The sequence below is a fragment of the Phytohabitans sp. LJ34 genome, assembly GCF_052068095.1.
In the GTDB taxonomy this organism is placed as follows: Bacteria; Actinomycetota; Actinomycetes; order Mycobacteriales; family Micromonosporaceae; genus Phytohabitans.
In genome coordinates, this window is record NZ_JBQHDG010000037.1 from 20,959 (window position 1) to 35,748 (window position 14,790).

A 14,790-nucleotide genomic window follows, 5' to 3' on the forward strand; every position below is an offset into this window, starting at 1 on the left:
GGTGACCGGAATAGCGCAGCTGGTGCGGCGGGGCGGCCGGGCGACCGGGCCGCTCCCGCCGGCACCGCCGCGGCGGGCACGGCGGCGCGGGGCGACCTCCCTGCTCGCCGTCCCGGCCTTCGTCTGGTATCTGGTCTTTCTCGTCGGTCCGCTGGTCAGCGTCTTCTTCTTCAGCCTCACCGACGCGTCCACATTGATCGCGCCGTGGCACGTGGTCGGGCTGGACAACTTCCGCGCCGTGCTGACCGACGACGTGTTCTGGACGTCGGCGAAGAACACCGCGATCCAGGTCGGCGTCGTCGTGCCGGTGATGGTGGTGCTCGGGTTCATGCTCGGCTACTACCTGTTCCTCCGCCCACCGCTCGCCGGGCTGCTGCGCATTCTGTTCTTCACCTCGGCGCTGCTGTCGGTCGCCACCAAGGCGATGATCTTCTACGCGGTACTCGCCCCGGACGGACTCGTCAACCAGGGCCTGAGCGGGCTCGGCCTGGACGGGCTGCGCAACAACTGGCTCGCCAACCCGGACACCGTGCTACCGGTCATCATGGCCACCGACCTGTGGGCCGGCGTCGGCTTCCTCGCCGTGCTCTTCAGCGCCCAACTGACCGCGCTACCCGCCGAGGTCATCGACGCGTCCAAGCTGGACGGTTGCGGTCACTGGCGCACCATGTGGCACGTCGCGTTCGGGATGGTGCAAGGGTTCGTCGGCGTGGTCGCGATGCTCCAGTACCTGTGGACCCTCTTCCTATCCGCCACGACCGTGCTGCTGCTGACCCGCGGCGGCCCGGGCACCAGCTCGTTCACCCTGTCGTTTCTGGTGTGGAGCAAGGCGTTCCAGCAATCCGACATCGGGTACAGCCAGGCGGTCGGGGTGCTGCTGTTCGCCCTCGGCCTGGCCGGCGCCGTCCTCATCAGAATCGGCCTCCGGAGCAGGACATGAGCGTACGCCGCCGCAAGACCGGACCGGGCATGGTCGTGAGCCACGTTCTCGTATGGGCCTACGCGGCGGTACTCGCACTGCCCCTCTACTACCTGCTGGTCTCGTCGCTGAAGGACAACACGGAGATCTTCTCCAGCGCGTTCAGCCTCCCGAAGCAGTGGCTCTGGCAAAACTACCGGGACGCGTGGGAGTTCGTCTCGCTGGGGCCGGCACTGCTCAACTCCGCGCTCGTCACCGGCGCCGCCGAGGTCCTCATGGTCGCGGTCGTCGTACCCGCCGCGTACGCGCTGGCCCGCGACGAGGGCTGGGCCGGCCGGCTGATCGAGCGGTCGATGGCGTTGGGCTTTCTCATCCCCGGCTTCGCCGCGCTCGTGCCGACCGTGCTGCTGGCCATCTCGCTCGGCCTCTACCAGACCCGCACATTCCTGATCCTGTACTACGTCGGCACGTCGATCCCGCTCGCGGTGGTGCTGCTGACCCAGTACATGCGGGCGATCCCGCGCGAGCTCGACGACAGCGCGCGGCTGGACGGCGCCGGCCCGCTACAGGCGTTGGCCCGCATCTACCTGCCGCTGGCCATGCCCGCCGTCTCCACCGTGCTGCTGCTCAACTTCATCAACGTGTGGAACGAATACCTCATCGCGCTGGTCGTCGCCGGCCCGTCCGCCGACATCCGGACCGCGCAGGTGGCGCTGCCCACGCTCGTCACCAACGTCTCGGCCCAGTACGGCTTGCTCACCGCCGGCACGGTCATCACCCTGCTGCCGGTGTACGCCGCGTACCTGCTGCTGCGCCGCCGCATGGAGCAGGCCCTGCTGTCCGGCGCGCTGAAGGGATAAGACCCACGATGCTCCACTTCGGTGCCGCGTACTACACCGAGTACATGCCGGTCGATCGGCTCCAGATCGACCTGGACCTCATGCGTGACGCGGGTTTCACGGTGATCCGGGTCGGCGAGTCGGTCTGGTCGACCTGGGAGCCCCGGGACGGACAGTTCGATGTGGACTGGCTCGCACCGGTGCTCGACGGAGCGCACACGCGCGGCATCGGCGTGGTGCTCGGCACACCCACATACGCCGTGCCGCCTTGGCTGCAACACAAGGTGCCGGAGATCGCCGCCGAGATCGGCACCGGACGCCGGGTGGCATGGGGCGCCCGCCAGGAGATCGACATCACCCACCCGGCGTACCTTTTCCACGCCGAGCGGGTCATCCGCCGCGTCCTCGCCCGCTACGCGCCACATCCGGCTGTCATCGGGTACCAGCTGGACAACGAGCCGGGGCTGCATGTGCTGCACAACGCACAGGTCTTCGCCCGCTTCGTCGCCCGGCTGCGCGCGGCGTACGGCGACGTGGACACGCTCAACGACCGCTGGGGCCTGACCCACTGGTCCCACCGGTTGGCGGAGTGGGACGAACTGTGGCCGCCAGACGGCAACCTCGTTCCCCAGTACGATCTGGCCTGGCGGCGCTTCCAGGCGGAGCTGACCACCGAGTTCGTCGACTGGCAGGCGGGGATCGTGCGGGAGTACGCACGGCCGGACCAGTTTCTTACCACGTGCGTCGACTACGCCCGACCAGCGGTCGACGACGTGGCGGTCGCCGCCGGTCTGGACCTCGCCTCGGCCAACATCTACTACGCGGCCCGGGACGGGCTCGCCGCGAGCACCGAGGGGAGTCTCGACTGGCCACCCTCGGGCGCCTGGTCGTTGTACTACAACGCCGACCGCGCGTGGTCGACAAAGCAGGCGCCGTACCTGGTGACCGAGACCAACGCGACCTCGGTCGGGCCGGCCTGGCTCAACCAGCCCGGGTACGACGGACAGTGGCGCCAGGTCGGCTGGGCGCTGGTCTCCCGGGGCGCCCGCTCCGTGCAGTACTGGCACTGGCACACCCTGCACCACGGTCCGGAGGCCTACTGGGGCGGGATCCTGCCGCACAGCCTCGTGCCGGACCGGGTGTACGAGCAGGTGGCCGCGCTCGGCGGCGATCTGCGTGCCGCCGGCGACGCGCTCGACGGCCTGCGGCCGGACGCGGACGTGGCGTTCGTCCACTCGCTACCGTCCAAATGGGCCTTCGAGTTCGCGCCTCCACTGTCCCAGGCGCACGGAGGACCGGATCATGCCGCGTACGAGCGGATCACCTCGGCGTTCTACCGGGGGTGGTGGACGGCTGGTGCACAGGTCCGCTTCGTACACGGTGGAGAGCTCAGCCGGTATCCGGTGGTGGTGGCCGCCGGCCTCTACGTCGCCGACGACGCCACGCTGGAGCTGCTGCGCGCGTACGCCGAGGCGGGCGGCCACCTCGTGCTCGGCCCGCGCACCGGGTACGCCGACGCCGACGGCCGGGTCCGGAGCGCGCTGGCACCACCGGGCTTCGCCTCCGCGGCGGGCGTGAGCTACACCGAGTACGCCAACGTCTCCGCACTGCCCGTGCGCGCGACCGCCGGGTCGCCGCTCGCGCTCCCGCCGGACGCCCGCGGTACAGCCTGGGTCGACGGGCTACGCAGCGCCGGCGCTACCCCGCTGGCCGTCTACGACGACCCGCACTACGGGCGCTGGCCGGCGGTGACGACCGCGGCGTACGGCGCCGGCCGGATCACCTGCGTCGGCACGGTGCCGTCGCCGAGCCTCGCCGAGGCGCTCGCCCGATGGGCCACCCCGGCGCCGGTGTCCGGGCTTCCCGCCGCCAAGCCCGTCCACACCACCAGCGCACGACTGGCTGACGGGCGCCGCGCCTGGTTCGTCCACAACTGGTCCGCGACCGGGGTAAGGGCGCCCGTCCCGTTCGAGGCCGTCGACCTGCTCACCGGCGACCAGGTCGGCGGCGACCTCGACTTGGGGGCGTGGGACGTGCGGGTGCTGGTCAGCCGCTGAGCCGACGCGCTCTCCGTCTTCAGGGGCACGGGTGGGACGGCCGGTTGCCGATGGAGAGATGTACGGCCGTGCCTGGCAGGACCATCGCGCCCGCGGCCGGGTTTTGGTTCATCACCCGCCCGATGTTGTTGCACGTGTCGTCGACGGGAAACGACACCGTCCCCCGAACGAAGCCGGCCGCGGCGAGTGCCGCATCCGCCTGCGCCAGCGTGCTTCCGACGACATTGGGCACCCTCGGATGCTTCCACTCGACGTAGACGTTCGCGCTGGCCGCGGTTTGCTGTTTGACGGTTATCTTCATGTTTCCGAGCGGGTTGGCCCAGGGAACACCGACCGACAGCTTCGAGTCGAAGAAGCCGTTCTGCGGCGCCATGTCGAGCAACTGCGACCTGCTCGGAAAGCCCGGCAACTCCGCGTGGACAAACACTCCCAGCGAGTTGGGAGGAAACGTCGCGTCGACGCCGATCGGCTGCCGGTACTCAATCCACAGGGTGACGCCGCCGTCCTTAAAACGCACCACCTGGAGGCCCGCTCCGTTGTTCTCCAGCGGCTGGAGCGCATACGCCCCACCGCCCGCTGGCACGTCCAGCATCCGCCCGGACAGCCAGCCGAGCTGGAACTGATGCGGTGCGGTGAAGCTGCCCGCCGCGTTGTTGCCCATGGCACTGAATGGATCGGCGTACTCGAGGGAGGCACACGAGGTGCTCAGCGTCACCCGTTGGCCATTGGGGTCCATGCACTCCAACCCGTTCGCGTGCGAGAGGCCGAACGAGGCGTGGGCCAACTCCTGGACCACGACGAGCAGGCTCAGGCCGAATCCACCGTTGAGCCAGGCCCGCCCGCCGCCTCCCCATCCGGCCGCGCATGACGGCATGCGCGCGAAGTAGTAGACCACCATGCTGTACACACTCAGGTCCGGCACCGGCGCCTGCTCCTGTACGGCCTGATCGGCGTTGTCGGCAACGTCATCGAGGAACGGGCCGTCGCATTTTCCAGGCACCGTCATGCGCGGCGGCGTGATGCTGATCGGCCCGGTGCTGCTGGTCTGCCAGCCCGTGTGCTTGCCATGCGACACCGCCGTGTACCAGTCCCGGTGGCGGTGCACCGCACTGGCTACTTCGGTGATCGATCGATCCACTGGGGCCGCCGGAGAGTTGTTTCCCGCCTCCCAGGTCACCTGTATGACCAGCAGCCGGGGCACGGACGGCGCGGCCGCGGCGGGGCCCGGTGCGGAGGAGACGGCGGCGACCGCGAACACCGCCAGAGCGACCACCGCCGACCACACTGACCAACCACGTCGGGTCTTCATTCGCAGCTCCTTCGTCTCGATGTCGGATGCCGGCGCTCCGCTGTAGGAGCGTCGGTCAGCCGACCGACCGGGAGCGTAACAAGCCCCGAGATTCCCGACAAGGGTGACCGTCTTGCATCCGACATCTGGTGGCTGGCCTGGCGATCGGGTGCTACTTTAGGCGGCGATCGGTCGACCGACCGACACGTTTGTATCTTCCGCGAACGGAAGGTGGCCCGTATGTCGAAGTTGGACATCACGAACGTCCCGAGGGAGCTGGACCAGCTGATCCGCTCGTCGAAGAGCGGCCGACATCGCCGGATTCTCGAGAACGTGCGGCGACACTACCTGCTGGAGTTGACCGGACGACCGGACGAGATCCTCGCTCCCGACATGACGGTGGAGGACCCGGTCTACTACATCGATCTGGATGGCACGAGCCGGACCCTTCGCGGCCGGGCCGCGGTACGCGACTTCTACGGCGAGCTGGAGGGCGTCGTCTTCGCCTGCGAGGACACGACGCACGCCGTGACCGACACGGGCTACTGGTTCGAATCCTGGTTCAACTTCTACCTGCCGGCTGCGGCGATCGGCCTCGACGGCTCCGCCTGGTACGTGAAACGGCAGTGGGTCACGATGCGTTGGCCGTACGACGAAGGCTGCCGGATGATCGGCGAACGGGTCTACGACCACCCCGACATAACCACGATCCTGCCGGTGGACGAGTCCGATGTGATCACCTTCGCCGAGGCCAAGAAGCTCCTGGAACCGTTGATCCGCCCACTTCCGGCGGCATGAGACATGAATGGGGCCGCACGTCCGAAGGCCTTTTCGACGCGGTGCGTACGGCATCGCCTGAGGGCGCGGCACTATGGAAAGGGCAATGGCTCCGGCGGAAGAGCCGGAGCCACCACGATTCGACGGCTACTGCACCGTCACCATTAGCCCGTTACTGAGTTCCGAGCCGTACTCGTGCTCGCCCCACGCCCGGACGGTGAAGAAGTTGGGACCGATCTCGATGGTGCCCATGGTCACCAGCATTTCGTCGATCGAGATGCTGGTCGACGCCGTCGTGGCGACGGAGACACCGCCGGAGTAGACCTCGTAGTAGACGAAACCGTCGTGCCGGGACGGGTCCCAGGCGATGCTGGCGGCTTTGCCGTCGACGAACACCGCGCGCAGGTTCGTCGGTGTCGTGGGAGCGGGCCCGGTGCGGCGGAGCGTGGTGAATTCGATCGTCGTCCGCGGTGACTGGTTGCCCGCCCGGTCGACAGCCCGGACGGTCGCCTTGTAGCCGCGGCCCGGCTCCAGGCCGCCGAGCCGGCTGGTCGAGGTTTCGGTCACCGCCTGCTTCCAGGTGGTATCCGAAATCTCGAACAGGTAGTGGTGCACGCCGGTGTTATCGGTCGACGGGTTCCACGCGAACCGCGCCCAGGTGAAGGAGAACTCGGTCACCCGCAGACCCGACGGCGCCGTCGGGGGCCACCTGTCGTTCGTGGCCGCGGCCGGAGCCGCGGCGACCGTCAGAAGTGAGAACACCGCCCCGGCAACACACGCCAGCAAGCGGTATCCACGTCGCATCATCAATTTGTCTACCTCCGGTGTCCCGATGGCGCCAGGGTGATTGATCGATCGACCGACTAAGCCACGCTAGCATTTGGTCGGCCGACCGACAAGGGCGCATCGGAGGCGCTGACCCATGCCCCCGGCGTCGCCGTGCTCGATGGTCGCATTGGCCGCGTTGACTATCGTGGTTTCATGTCGTGGGTGGACTCGTGGATGGGCGCGAGTCGGGAGATGGGCGTGCGCGGGCGCTGCCTGGCGATCGGTGCGATCGCCTTTGTGGGGCTGGTGCTGACGGTGATCGGGACCGTCTGGACGGCGGCCCGCCGCCGCGCGCTTTCGAGGAAGGTGTCCGCGGTGAGATGCCCGGCGAGGAACTGCCGGTCCTCTTCGGACAGCAGCGGTGACGTGCGGATGGGCGATGGCTTGTTGCGCATACCTCGGTCGAGTAGCCGGGAGGCGTGGCGACGCCGCAGGCGTCCCGCGTATCCGTCGAGTGTGGTCAGTGTGTCCGGGTCTGCCAGGCCGGCTGCTGCGGCTCGTCGTTGTGCACGATGATGTCGGCCTGATCGATCGGGCGGACCGTAGCGAAGTAGAGCTGCTGGGAGGGGATGTAACGCTCGCGCCAGCGCCGTTCGACCTGTTCCCGGGAGGACACCCGGCGCTCCCGGACCACGGCACGGTCGACGGTCTTTTCGAGCGCGGTCGACACGAAGACCCGCAGATCCCACCGATCGACCAGCTCCGGGCGCAGGAGAAAGACACCGTCGAAGATCAGCACGGCGTCGGCTGGGGCAGTCGTGACCGGCGGGGACAACACGGTATCCGCGGTGCGGTCGTAGACCGCGGGCTGGAAGCGCCGATCTCCACCTGGACCGAGCGGATCGAGCAGAACCCGGATCAGCGCGTCGTAGTCGTGGGTGTCGAAGTAGCAGCCTTCGGCCGAGTACTCGCCGCGCGGATAGCGCCGTGCCCGGGGAAACAGAAAGTCGTCGATCGTCGCCCGGACGACATCGCGGCCCTCTTCGCGCAGGACGCCGGCCAGCTCGTCGGCGAGGGTGGTCTTGCCCGCGGCGGGCGGCCCGTCGATGGCAACCCGCGTCGGATGTGCGACCGTGACGGACCCGACCGCCGCGGCCAGGCGGCCGACCAACTCCTCGCGGGTGCCTCGCTCCATGTCCTGCCCCGTCCTCGTCTCGCGAAGGTGGTTTCTCTCAGTCGGGCTCGGGTTCGGTGAGGCGGTTGATGCCCCAGCGGACGTGGTGGATCCACCTGAGGCTACGTGTCGGAGTGGTCGGCCGTGAGGTCGTCAGGCTGTCGAGGTGGTCGATCGCACGGGCGCGCGATGCTTCGTCAAGGCGGCTCAGGCTGCGGGCGGCAGCGATCTGGGTCTTCAGCGTGCCGCTGTCGAGGTCCTCGGTCAGCGGCACCGCGGCCTCGGCGGCCGCTTGTGGGCTGATCGCGCCGAGGTCGGCGGCGGCCGAGGCGCGGACGACGGCCGGTGCGCCGGCGTAAGCGTCGCGTACGTCGCCCGCACCGAAGGGCCGGCCCAGATTGTGCTGACTGCCAGGTTGCGGAAGGTGGCCATGGAGCGGGGCGCGGTGCCGGTCCTGAGTTGCGATGAGTCTTCGCGGAACGTCACGTCCCTCACCCAAATGGCGACGGCTTTCCACGCAGCAATGCTGTCGGGTGTGGCGGTTGAGGTGGATTGGGGGCCGGCCAGGTTGGCGGGCCTGCTGGTGATGCCGTAGACGATTTCCTTGTTGGTGTGTACGCCGTCGAGGCCGCCGGTGTCACGGCGCAGCCGGAACACCTGTCGGGCGCCGGGGAACAGCCAGCTGCCCGCGTCAGTCAGGCGAAAGCATGGCGTGAGGGGGTGGTGTCAGGATGTGTGTGCTATCGACCACCCGGGTGTCCGGCGGCATTGACAGATGAGCATCAGCAGAACGAGGAAGGGGAGTGGTCGGTCTGTACCTCGAAGGTTTGAGTGACGCGTTGCCACCGTCGCCGGAGAATCGGCGGTCCGACGGCTGTCGTTGTACTGCGTGAATAACCCCGTCCGCATCTGAGTCGAGGCTCACGGGCTTGATCATGCACGAATCGTCGTCGTTCGTGTCGGCGCGCCAGACGTCCGCAATATCGAATGGATCCCAAATGAGGAGATCGCTCTCCATTTTAGTAGCGGTTGCCGCTACTGCCGCGACTTTTGTCGCACTACCAACCCCTGCTGAATCGGCTACGAGCTACCGCGCGTCGCCATCGGCGTGCGACATCGTCGGCGACATGGGCAACGCCATCCGCAATTTCGTCGAGCGTGTCAACAGCAAATGGAAGCTTGGCATCAAGGCTCATGACTACGAGGTGCGGTCGGGCGACGCTGGATGCGTCATCCAGCCCAAGGACGCTTCTTCCGTAACAACTCAGGCGGGTGCCCGGTCCGCTGGCACTTCGATGACCACGACCACGACCACGACCATTGCCGTGCCTCCTGCGAAGTCGGTGGATGGGGGCGTAACCATTCAGCAGGACACAAAATGGCAGGAACCGCAGTGCAGGGAATTGACTGACCCGGAAGGTGCCGGGTTTATGCAAACCTGCCTTCAGTGGGGCAATATGGACTACCAGGGGGCGACGCGACGAAACCTAGCCGTCCGCACCTACGCGTCGTGCGGGGCGCGCGCGGGTAGCTCCATTTTTCAACAGATCTCCGAGTGTTACGTTTCGACCGAGCCCTACGGTTCCGGTAGCACATGGGTCTGGAATGATTGGAGCCCGAAATCCACCGCTCAGCTCAACCCCTGCGGAACCGTCGGCCTCTCCATCGGGGTGGGACCAGTCTCAGCCTCCAGCAGTGTCAATACCTGCGAAAAGCTCGTCCCGGCCAGGGGGTCGGTGCCTTCCGACTTCCGGGCGACCTGGATGGGCGAGTCGTACTACGCCGAGGACGTGCGGGAGACCGGAGCACTCATCGCCTTCGGCATCCCTCATGGTGGGGATGGAAGTATCACGTGGAAAAATGGGTACACGATCCAGGAGTGTGTACTGCCGGGAGTCCCCTCACCCTACCTGCCCTATTGTGCGGTGTGACCAAGCGCGTTGATATGGGCCACCCGCGACCCGCGTGAGCGCCGATCCGCAAAGCCCGCAGAAGTAGCCTGAGAGAGGATACAGATGAAACTGGTACAGAGACTGGCAGTAGGCGCGACAGCGGCCATTATGACGTCGTCGGCCGCTCTTGGTCTAAGCGCCACTCCCGCTCTTGCCGACGTGTGGAACTGCTATGCCGAGGTCAATTTCGGTCACCCGAACAACGGTGTCGCTTACTGTACTGCGGGAGTCGGATCTTACCGGGTACGGGCCGAATGCAATTCCGGGCATTGGCCATACACCAAAACGATCTACGGGCCATGGGTCTATCGCGAGTCGTCGACATATCCACACCCGATGTCCATAGCCTACGGTGACTCCCATGCGTGCCACGTGGCCAAGGCGTGGTACGAAGTTAGGTGATTCGTCAGATGGCGTTCCAGTCAGCTCTCGTGTCCATAGGTCGCGGTCTTGCGCCCTCCACAGAGGTTGACTTCGGCTCGCGTGCTTCCTGTTACGGAAAATGGGCATAACCTGCGTGTCTCTGTGTGAATGACCAGATCTGGTGAGTTTCCGTAATCACTGGTGGGTGAGCAGTGAGCCGCGGGTGAAGTCCAGCACCAGGCGGTCCCGAGGAGTCGTCGAGGTGGCGTCCGCTCAGCTCGCCGCACCGCTGCAGCCGGTGGCGCATCGTCTGCGGGTGGAGCCCGAGAGCGGCCGCGGCCTCGGCGGCGGACCCGTGCCGAAAGTAGGCGCGCAGGCCGTCGAGCAGGATCAGGGGCCGACGGCCTGATCCGCCTCGGGGAGGTACTTGTGTCGGTGGGTGATCGGCACGCCCGCGGCGGCGAACGCCTTCAGCCATCCGGCGGGTGGGCCTGGGTAGGCGTCCCGGGTAACGACGGTCCGCCGCTCGAGCTTCAGCCGGACGGCCGCTCCCACTGGTTCGGTTTCGTTCGCACTGTGAATCCACGTGTACACGAGCCGGGACACGTCGCTGATCGGGAAGGTGGTCGTCGTTCCGTTGCGCTGGCGCACGGTGACCTGTACCGGCCGGTCGGCCGGAGTGAGCCGGATCTCCGCGGCAGACAGCAGTTCGCACCGCCAGGCGTGGCCGACGAGCAGGGCGAGCGGGGTCGCGGTCACGACGAACGGGGCGACCTGCCCTTCGCAGATGAGGTAGGCCGTTGTGCCCAGGGTGAGCAGCGACAGGGTGATGATGATGCCCCAACTGGCCTGCCAGGTCAGTGCATCACCGTTGGCCTGCCAGACGATGGCATCGTCCGGGGGCTCATCGCGCGGCGGCGGCTTCACGCCAATCATCATGACCGAGGCCGTCACCACGCGGCCGGGTTCACCGCCAGGCTAGGCCCTGCTCCTGGAACCAGTCGGCGGCCGCGCCGCGCACCGCCGGGTCCGGGTCGGCGAGGGCGGCCCACGCCGCGTCGACGTACCCGAGCGCGTCCTTCCGCCAATACCGCAGTGACAGGATCGCCAGCCGTCGGTTGCCCGCGTCCGGGTCGCTTGTCATGGCGTTTGCCAGCAGCGGCACTACCCGAGCGGCGACGCCGGAGCCGAGGCGGCGCTCGCCGAGCACGTTGATCGCATGCCGGCGCACGAGAGCGTGTGGTGAGGACAGCCCGCGGATGGCCTCGTCCACCTCGTCGGCGTTGATCACGCAGTATCCACCGCCCGGCGCGAGTTCCTCGGCGACGGCCGGCAGGTACGCCGGGTACCGGTCAAGGAAGTCCTCGAACGGGCGGTAGTCCAGCGGCACGGCGGCGGCACCGCCGTCTCGCAAGCGGAAGCTGCTGTACGGCGCGGTGACGGCCGCCACGACGACCTCCTCGGACAGCCGCTCGATGTCGTCGAGGACCAGGTCGAGGCGACCCAGCCGGGCCAACGCGCGGGCGGTCCACAGCCGGTCCGGCCCGCGCAGCCGGTGCAGCGCCGCGCTCAGCGCCGCCACCACGTCCGGGTCGGACTGGCCGATGTCGGCGAGCAGCTTCGCCGCCTGCCACGCCTTGCCCTTTGCGGCAAGCAGCTCGATCAGCGCGGGAAAGGCCGGCACGCCGATGTCGCGCAGCGCACGCTCCGCTTCCTCGCTGCTGATGATGCCCGGCCGACCTTCCAACCTGGACACGTAGTAGGTGACCCGCTCTTCCACGGGCAGCGCCGCGACCCGGGCGCGTTCCGCCGCGAGTGCGGCCAATTCGGGGAACAGCCGATCGAACTCCTCGCCGGTGAGGCAGGCGCGCAGCAGCGGCTCGTACCGCTCGTCGTCGAACAGCACGGCGACGAAGTCCGAGCCGACGGTACCGGCGGCGCGCAGTTCGGCCGTCGCCGTCCGGCACACGGCGACGAGCACCGACAGGTACCGGTCGAACGCGGCTTCCCAATCCTGCTGGGTGCCCCGGCACGCCTCGGCGGTCAGCGCCAGTTCCAGCTCTTTGGCGCGCTCGTCGCCCAGCCATTCGTCGTCGAAGTACTGGCGCTCGAACTCGTCGGCACCGAAGCGTAGGTCGGCGAGGTATCCGCCGGACTCTCCGGTCAGCTCATCGTCGCCGTGCACACCGAGGCTGGGCAGCCTGATGACCGCGTCGGTCTCCCGGTAGACGCGGTCGAGCACGGCAGCGGTGATCCGTTCGCCCGGCGCGTCGACGACGACCGACTCGACAGTGCGGACAAGCGCCGCGGCCAGTTCACGCTCGACAGCGCCCCAGTCGAACGGCGCTGCGACGTCGGCCATCCGAGCATCGTACGGACCGGCGCGAGCCGACGGATACCTCCCGGGTGGAGGCTTTCGCAATGAAACCCGTTCATGTCGTCACCGTGCTGGCGGCATGGGCGCACTGGATGTGACCGGCCCGAGCAGTGCCGAGCTGTTCGAGGAGCCACACGTGATCGGCCGGCGGCGCCGCTGGTCTTCGTCCTGGGCCTCATGCAGACGGCGCTGTTCGTAACCGGCTGGCTCATGTGGCGTGCCCGGCGTGGTCGGGGCCTGCCAGAAGCGACTGGACGGACGTCGTCACGATGTGGGCGGCCTCGCCGGGCTTCAGGCGGCCGGCTCGTTGCTCGTGTGCCGCGCCCTTGAGGAGGTAGTGCACGGCGTTGACCAGCCAGGTGGTGGGCAGGTCTGTGCGGAAGACACCGTCGTGTTGGCCGCGGCGGATGAGGCGTTCGACGCGTTCGGCGGGGACGGCGTGCAGTTCGCGTAGCCGGCCGGCGGGTAGGACGCCTTCGGCCGCTTCGAGCAGTGCGGCCGATTCGGCGACCAGGGCCCAGCTGGATGCGAGCAGGCGGGTCAGCGCGTCTCGTGCGTCTCCGCCGAGGTCGACCGCGGACAGGGTCTGGTCGCCGGCCCGCATGGCGTCGGCGAGTGCGGCCTCGATCAGCTCGGCGCGGTTGGGGAAGTGGCCGTAGAGGGTCATCCGTCCGACGCCGGCGGCTTTGGCGATGTCGTCGGTGGTCGCGTCGGGGTCGCGGCCGAGGCAGGTCCGGGCGGCCGCGACGATGCGGTCGATGCTGCGTTGAGCGTCGGCGCGCCGGCGTGGACCTGCTGGTGCCGTGGGCATGCCACCACTCTAACTCGTACGGGAATATACGAGCTAGCCCGCTCGCTGTAACTCGTATCCGAACATACGAGTTACGGTGGAGGGCCGACTCATGACGTACGAAGCAGTGGCCGAACAGGCGCCGCATCCGCTGCGCTGGCGCATCCTCGGGTTTCTCGGTGTGGCGCAGCTGATGTTGATCCTCGACGTCACGGTGGTGGCGATCGCGCTGCCGCACATCGAGACCGACCTGGGCGCCAGCCGGGAGGCGCTGACCTGGACGGTGAGCGCGTACGCGCTGGCGTTCGGCGGTCTGATGCTGTTGGGCGGGCGGCTCGCCGATCTGGTGGGGGCCAAGCGAGTGGTGTTGGCCGGGCTGTTGGTGTTCACGGTCGCCTCGCTGGTGACCGGGCTCGCCGGATCCTCCGGCACGCTGATCGGCGGGCGGGTCGCCCAGGGCGTCGGCGCGGCGCTGCTGTCGCCATCGGCGCTGTCGCTGGTCGTGACACTCTTCGACGGCGACGAGCGAAACAAGGCGCTCGGCATCTGGTCGGCGTTGGGCGGTGGTGGCGCGGCGCTCGGCGTCCTGCTGGGTGGGGTCCTCACCGCCGGCCCCGGTTGGCCGTGGGTGTTCTTCGTCAACGTGCCGATCGGCCTTGTCATCGCCGCCGCGCTGGCATGGATGCTGCCGCGCCAGAGCCCGGCGGTGGCCGGTGGCCGGCTCGACGTCCTCGGCGCGCTCCTCGTCACCGCGTCGTCGGGCAGCCTGATCTACGCGTTCATCACCGCGGGCGACCGCGGCTGGCTGTCCGGCGGCACCGGTCTGCTGGTGCTGCTGGCGGCGGTCGGCTACGTGGCGTTCGTGGCCTGGCAGCGGCGAGCCCGGTCACCGCTGATGGACGTTCGGCTGCTGGCCCGGCGGCCGGTGGCGACCGGCACCTTCCTGATCCTGCTGGCGACGGCGCTGATGATCGCGGTGTTCTTCCTGGGCACGTTCTACTTCCAGCACGCGCGCGGTTACGGCGCGCTGCGGACCGGTCTGCTGTTTCTGCCGGTCGCGTTGGCCACGATGGCCGGCGCCAACCTCACCGGCCGGGTCATCGGCCGGCTGGGCGCGCGCCCGCTCGCCGTGGCTGGCCTGGTGGTCGCCGCGGCCGGGATGGCGGTGCCCGCGTTCACGATCCACCCGGCGACGGTCGTTGTCGGCGTGTCCGTCGCCGCTGCCGGGACCGGCGCCCTGTTCGTCGTCGCCTCGGCGACCGCGCTCGGTCAGGTGGCCCCGCACGAGGCCGGCATCGCTTCCGGCATCGTCAGCACCTTCCACGAGTTCGGCGCCGCCAGCGGAGCCGCCGTCGTCTCCAGCGTGGCGGCGGCGAGCCTGGTCGGTGACACACTTTCCGGATTCACCAACGGTTTCGTCTTCGCGGCGGTCGCCGCGACGGTGGCCGCCGCCGTCGCCGCCGCACTGACACCGCCGAAGCCCTAG

At 68.5% G+C, this 14,790-nt stretch carries 15 protein-coding genes; 6 read left to right on the top strand and 9 right to left on the bottom strand.

The genetic code is table 11. The features are described from left to right. Position 1 precedes the first annotated feature (1 nt). The 3 genes from ACTMTJ_RS42460 to ACTMTJ_RS42470 are packed head-to-tail and all read left to right on the top strand — an operon-like array spanning position 2 to position 3,815. Positions 2–940, top strand: a complete 939-nt coding sequence (locus tag ACTMTJ_RS42460) for a carbohydrate ABC transporter permease (RefSeq protein ID WP_441224443.1) — start codon at positions 2–4, stop codon at positions 938–940. Further along, a complete protein-coding gene (locus tag ACTMTJ_RS42465) occupies positions 937–1,779 on the top strand; it encodes a carbohydrate ABC transporter permease (protein ID WP_441224444.1) in 843 nt (280 codons plus the stop codon). The genes ACTMTJ_RS42460 and ACTMTJ_RS42465 overlap by 4 nt, the downstream gene beginning before the upstream one ends. An 8-nt stretch (positions 1,780–1,787) precedes the next feature. Then, on the top strand, positions 1,788–3,815 hold the full coding sequence (locus ACTMTJ_RS42470) for a beta-galactosidase (protein ID WP_441224445.1): 2,028 nt from the start codon (positions 1,788–1,790) through the stop codon (positions 3,813–3,815). 19 nt (positions 3,816–3,834) lie between these two features. Here ACTMTJ_RS42470 and ACTMTJ_RS42475 read toward each other — a convergent pair whose 3' ends face one another. Next, a complete protein-coding gene (locus ACTMTJ_RS42475; protein ID WP_441224446.1) occupies positions 3,835–5,088 on the bottom strand; it encodes a PASTA domain-containing protein in 1,254 nt (417 codons plus the stop codon). A gap of 255 nt (positions 5,089–5,343) precedes the next feature. Here ACTMTJ_RS42475 and ACTMTJ_RS42480 point away from each other — a divergent pair, with 255 nt between their 5' ends. Further along, a complete protein-coding gene (locus ACTMTJ_RS42480) occupies positions 5,344–5,901 on the top strand; it encodes a hypothetical protein (protein ID WP_441224447.1) in 558 nt (185 codons plus the stop codon). Positions 5,902–6,027: 126 nt separating this feature from the next. Here the strand turns inward: ACTMTJ_RS42480 and ACTMTJ_RS42485 are convergent, their stop codons facing one another. The 4 genes from ACTMTJ_RS42485 to ACTMTJ_RS42500 form a co-directional block, all read right to left on the bottom strand. Then, positions 6,028–6,687 carry a fibronectin type III domain-containing protein gene (locus tag ACTMTJ_RS42485; protein ID WP_441224448.1) on the bottom strand — a complete coding sequence of 220 codons (660 nt, stop codon included), beginning with the start codon at positions 6,685–6,687 and terminating at the stop codon, positions 6,028–6,030. Between the two features lie 161 nt (positions 6,688–6,848). Further along, positions 6,849–7,103: a hypothetical protein gene (locus tag ACTMTJ_RS42490; RefSeq protein ID WP_441224449.1), complete on the bottom strand. Its 255-nt coding sequence runs from the start codon at positions 7,101–7,103 to the stop codon at positions 6,849–6,851. A gap of 65 nt (positions 7,104–7,168) precedes the next feature. Continuing rightward, entirely contained in the window at positions 7,169–7,843 is a 675-nt protein-coding gene (locus tag ACTMTJ_RS42495; protein WP_441224450.1) for a uridylate kinase, read from the bottom strand. Positions 7,844–7,880: 37 nt separating this feature from the next. Then, complete coding sequence (locus tag ACTMTJ_RS42500) at positions 7,881–8,339, bottom strand: hypothetical protein (protein WP_441224451.1); 459 nt, start codon at positions 8,337–8,339, stop codon at positions 7,881–7,883. Between the two features lie 610 nt (positions 8,340–8,949). On the opposite strand from ACTMTJ_RS42500, the gene ACTMTJ_RS42505 reads away from it, so the two are divergent. Continuing rightward, positions 8,950–9,753 (top strand): hypothetical protein, encoded by an 804-nt coding sequence (locus ACTMTJ_RS42505; protein WP_441224452.1) that lies wholly within the window; start codon positions 8,950–8,952, stop codon positions 9,751–9,753. Positions 9,754–10,267: 514 nt separating this feature from the next. Here ACTMTJ_RS42505 and ACTMTJ_RS42510 read toward each other — a convergent pair. From ACTMTJ_RS42510 to ACTMTJ_RS42525, 4 genes are all read right to left on the bottom strand, one after another. Continuing rightward, positions 10,268–10,615 carry a helix-turn-helix domain-containing protein gene (locus ACTMTJ_RS42510; RefSeq protein ID WP_441224453.1) on the bottom strand — a complete coding sequence of 116 codons (348 nt, stop codon included), beginning with the start codon at positions 10,613–10,615 and terminating at the stop codon, positions 10,268–10,270. Continuing rightward, positions 10,528–11,094, bottom strand: a complete 567-nt coding sequence (locus ACTMTJ_RS42515) for a hypothetical protein (protein ID WP_441224454.1) — start codon at positions 11,092–11,094, stop codon at positions 10,528–10,530. The genes ACTMTJ_RS42510 and ACTMTJ_RS42515 overlap by 88 nt, the downstream gene beginning before the upstream one ends. A gap of 10 nt (positions 11,095–11,104) precedes the next feature. After that, complete coding sequence (locus tag ACTMTJ_RS42520) at positions 11,105–12,499, bottom strand: DUF4303 domain-containing protein (protein ID WP_441224455.1); 1,395 nt, start codon at positions 12,497–12,499, stop codon at positions 11,105–11,107. Positions 12,500–12,722: 223 nt separating this feature from the next. Then, complete coding sequence (locus tag ACTMTJ_RS42525) at positions 12,723–13,325, bottom strand: TetR/AcrR family transcriptional regulator (protein WP_441224456.1); 603 nt, start codon at positions 13,323–13,325, stop codon at positions 12,723–12,725. A 91-nt stretch (positions 13,326–13,416) separates the two neighbouring features. Here ACTMTJ_RS42525 and ACTMTJ_RS42530 point away from each other — a divergent pair, with 91 nt between their 5' ends. Next, entirely contained in the window at positions 13,417–14,790 is a 1,374-nt protein-coding gene (locus ACTMTJ_RS42530; RefSeq protein ID WP_441224457.1) for an MFS transporter, read from the top strand.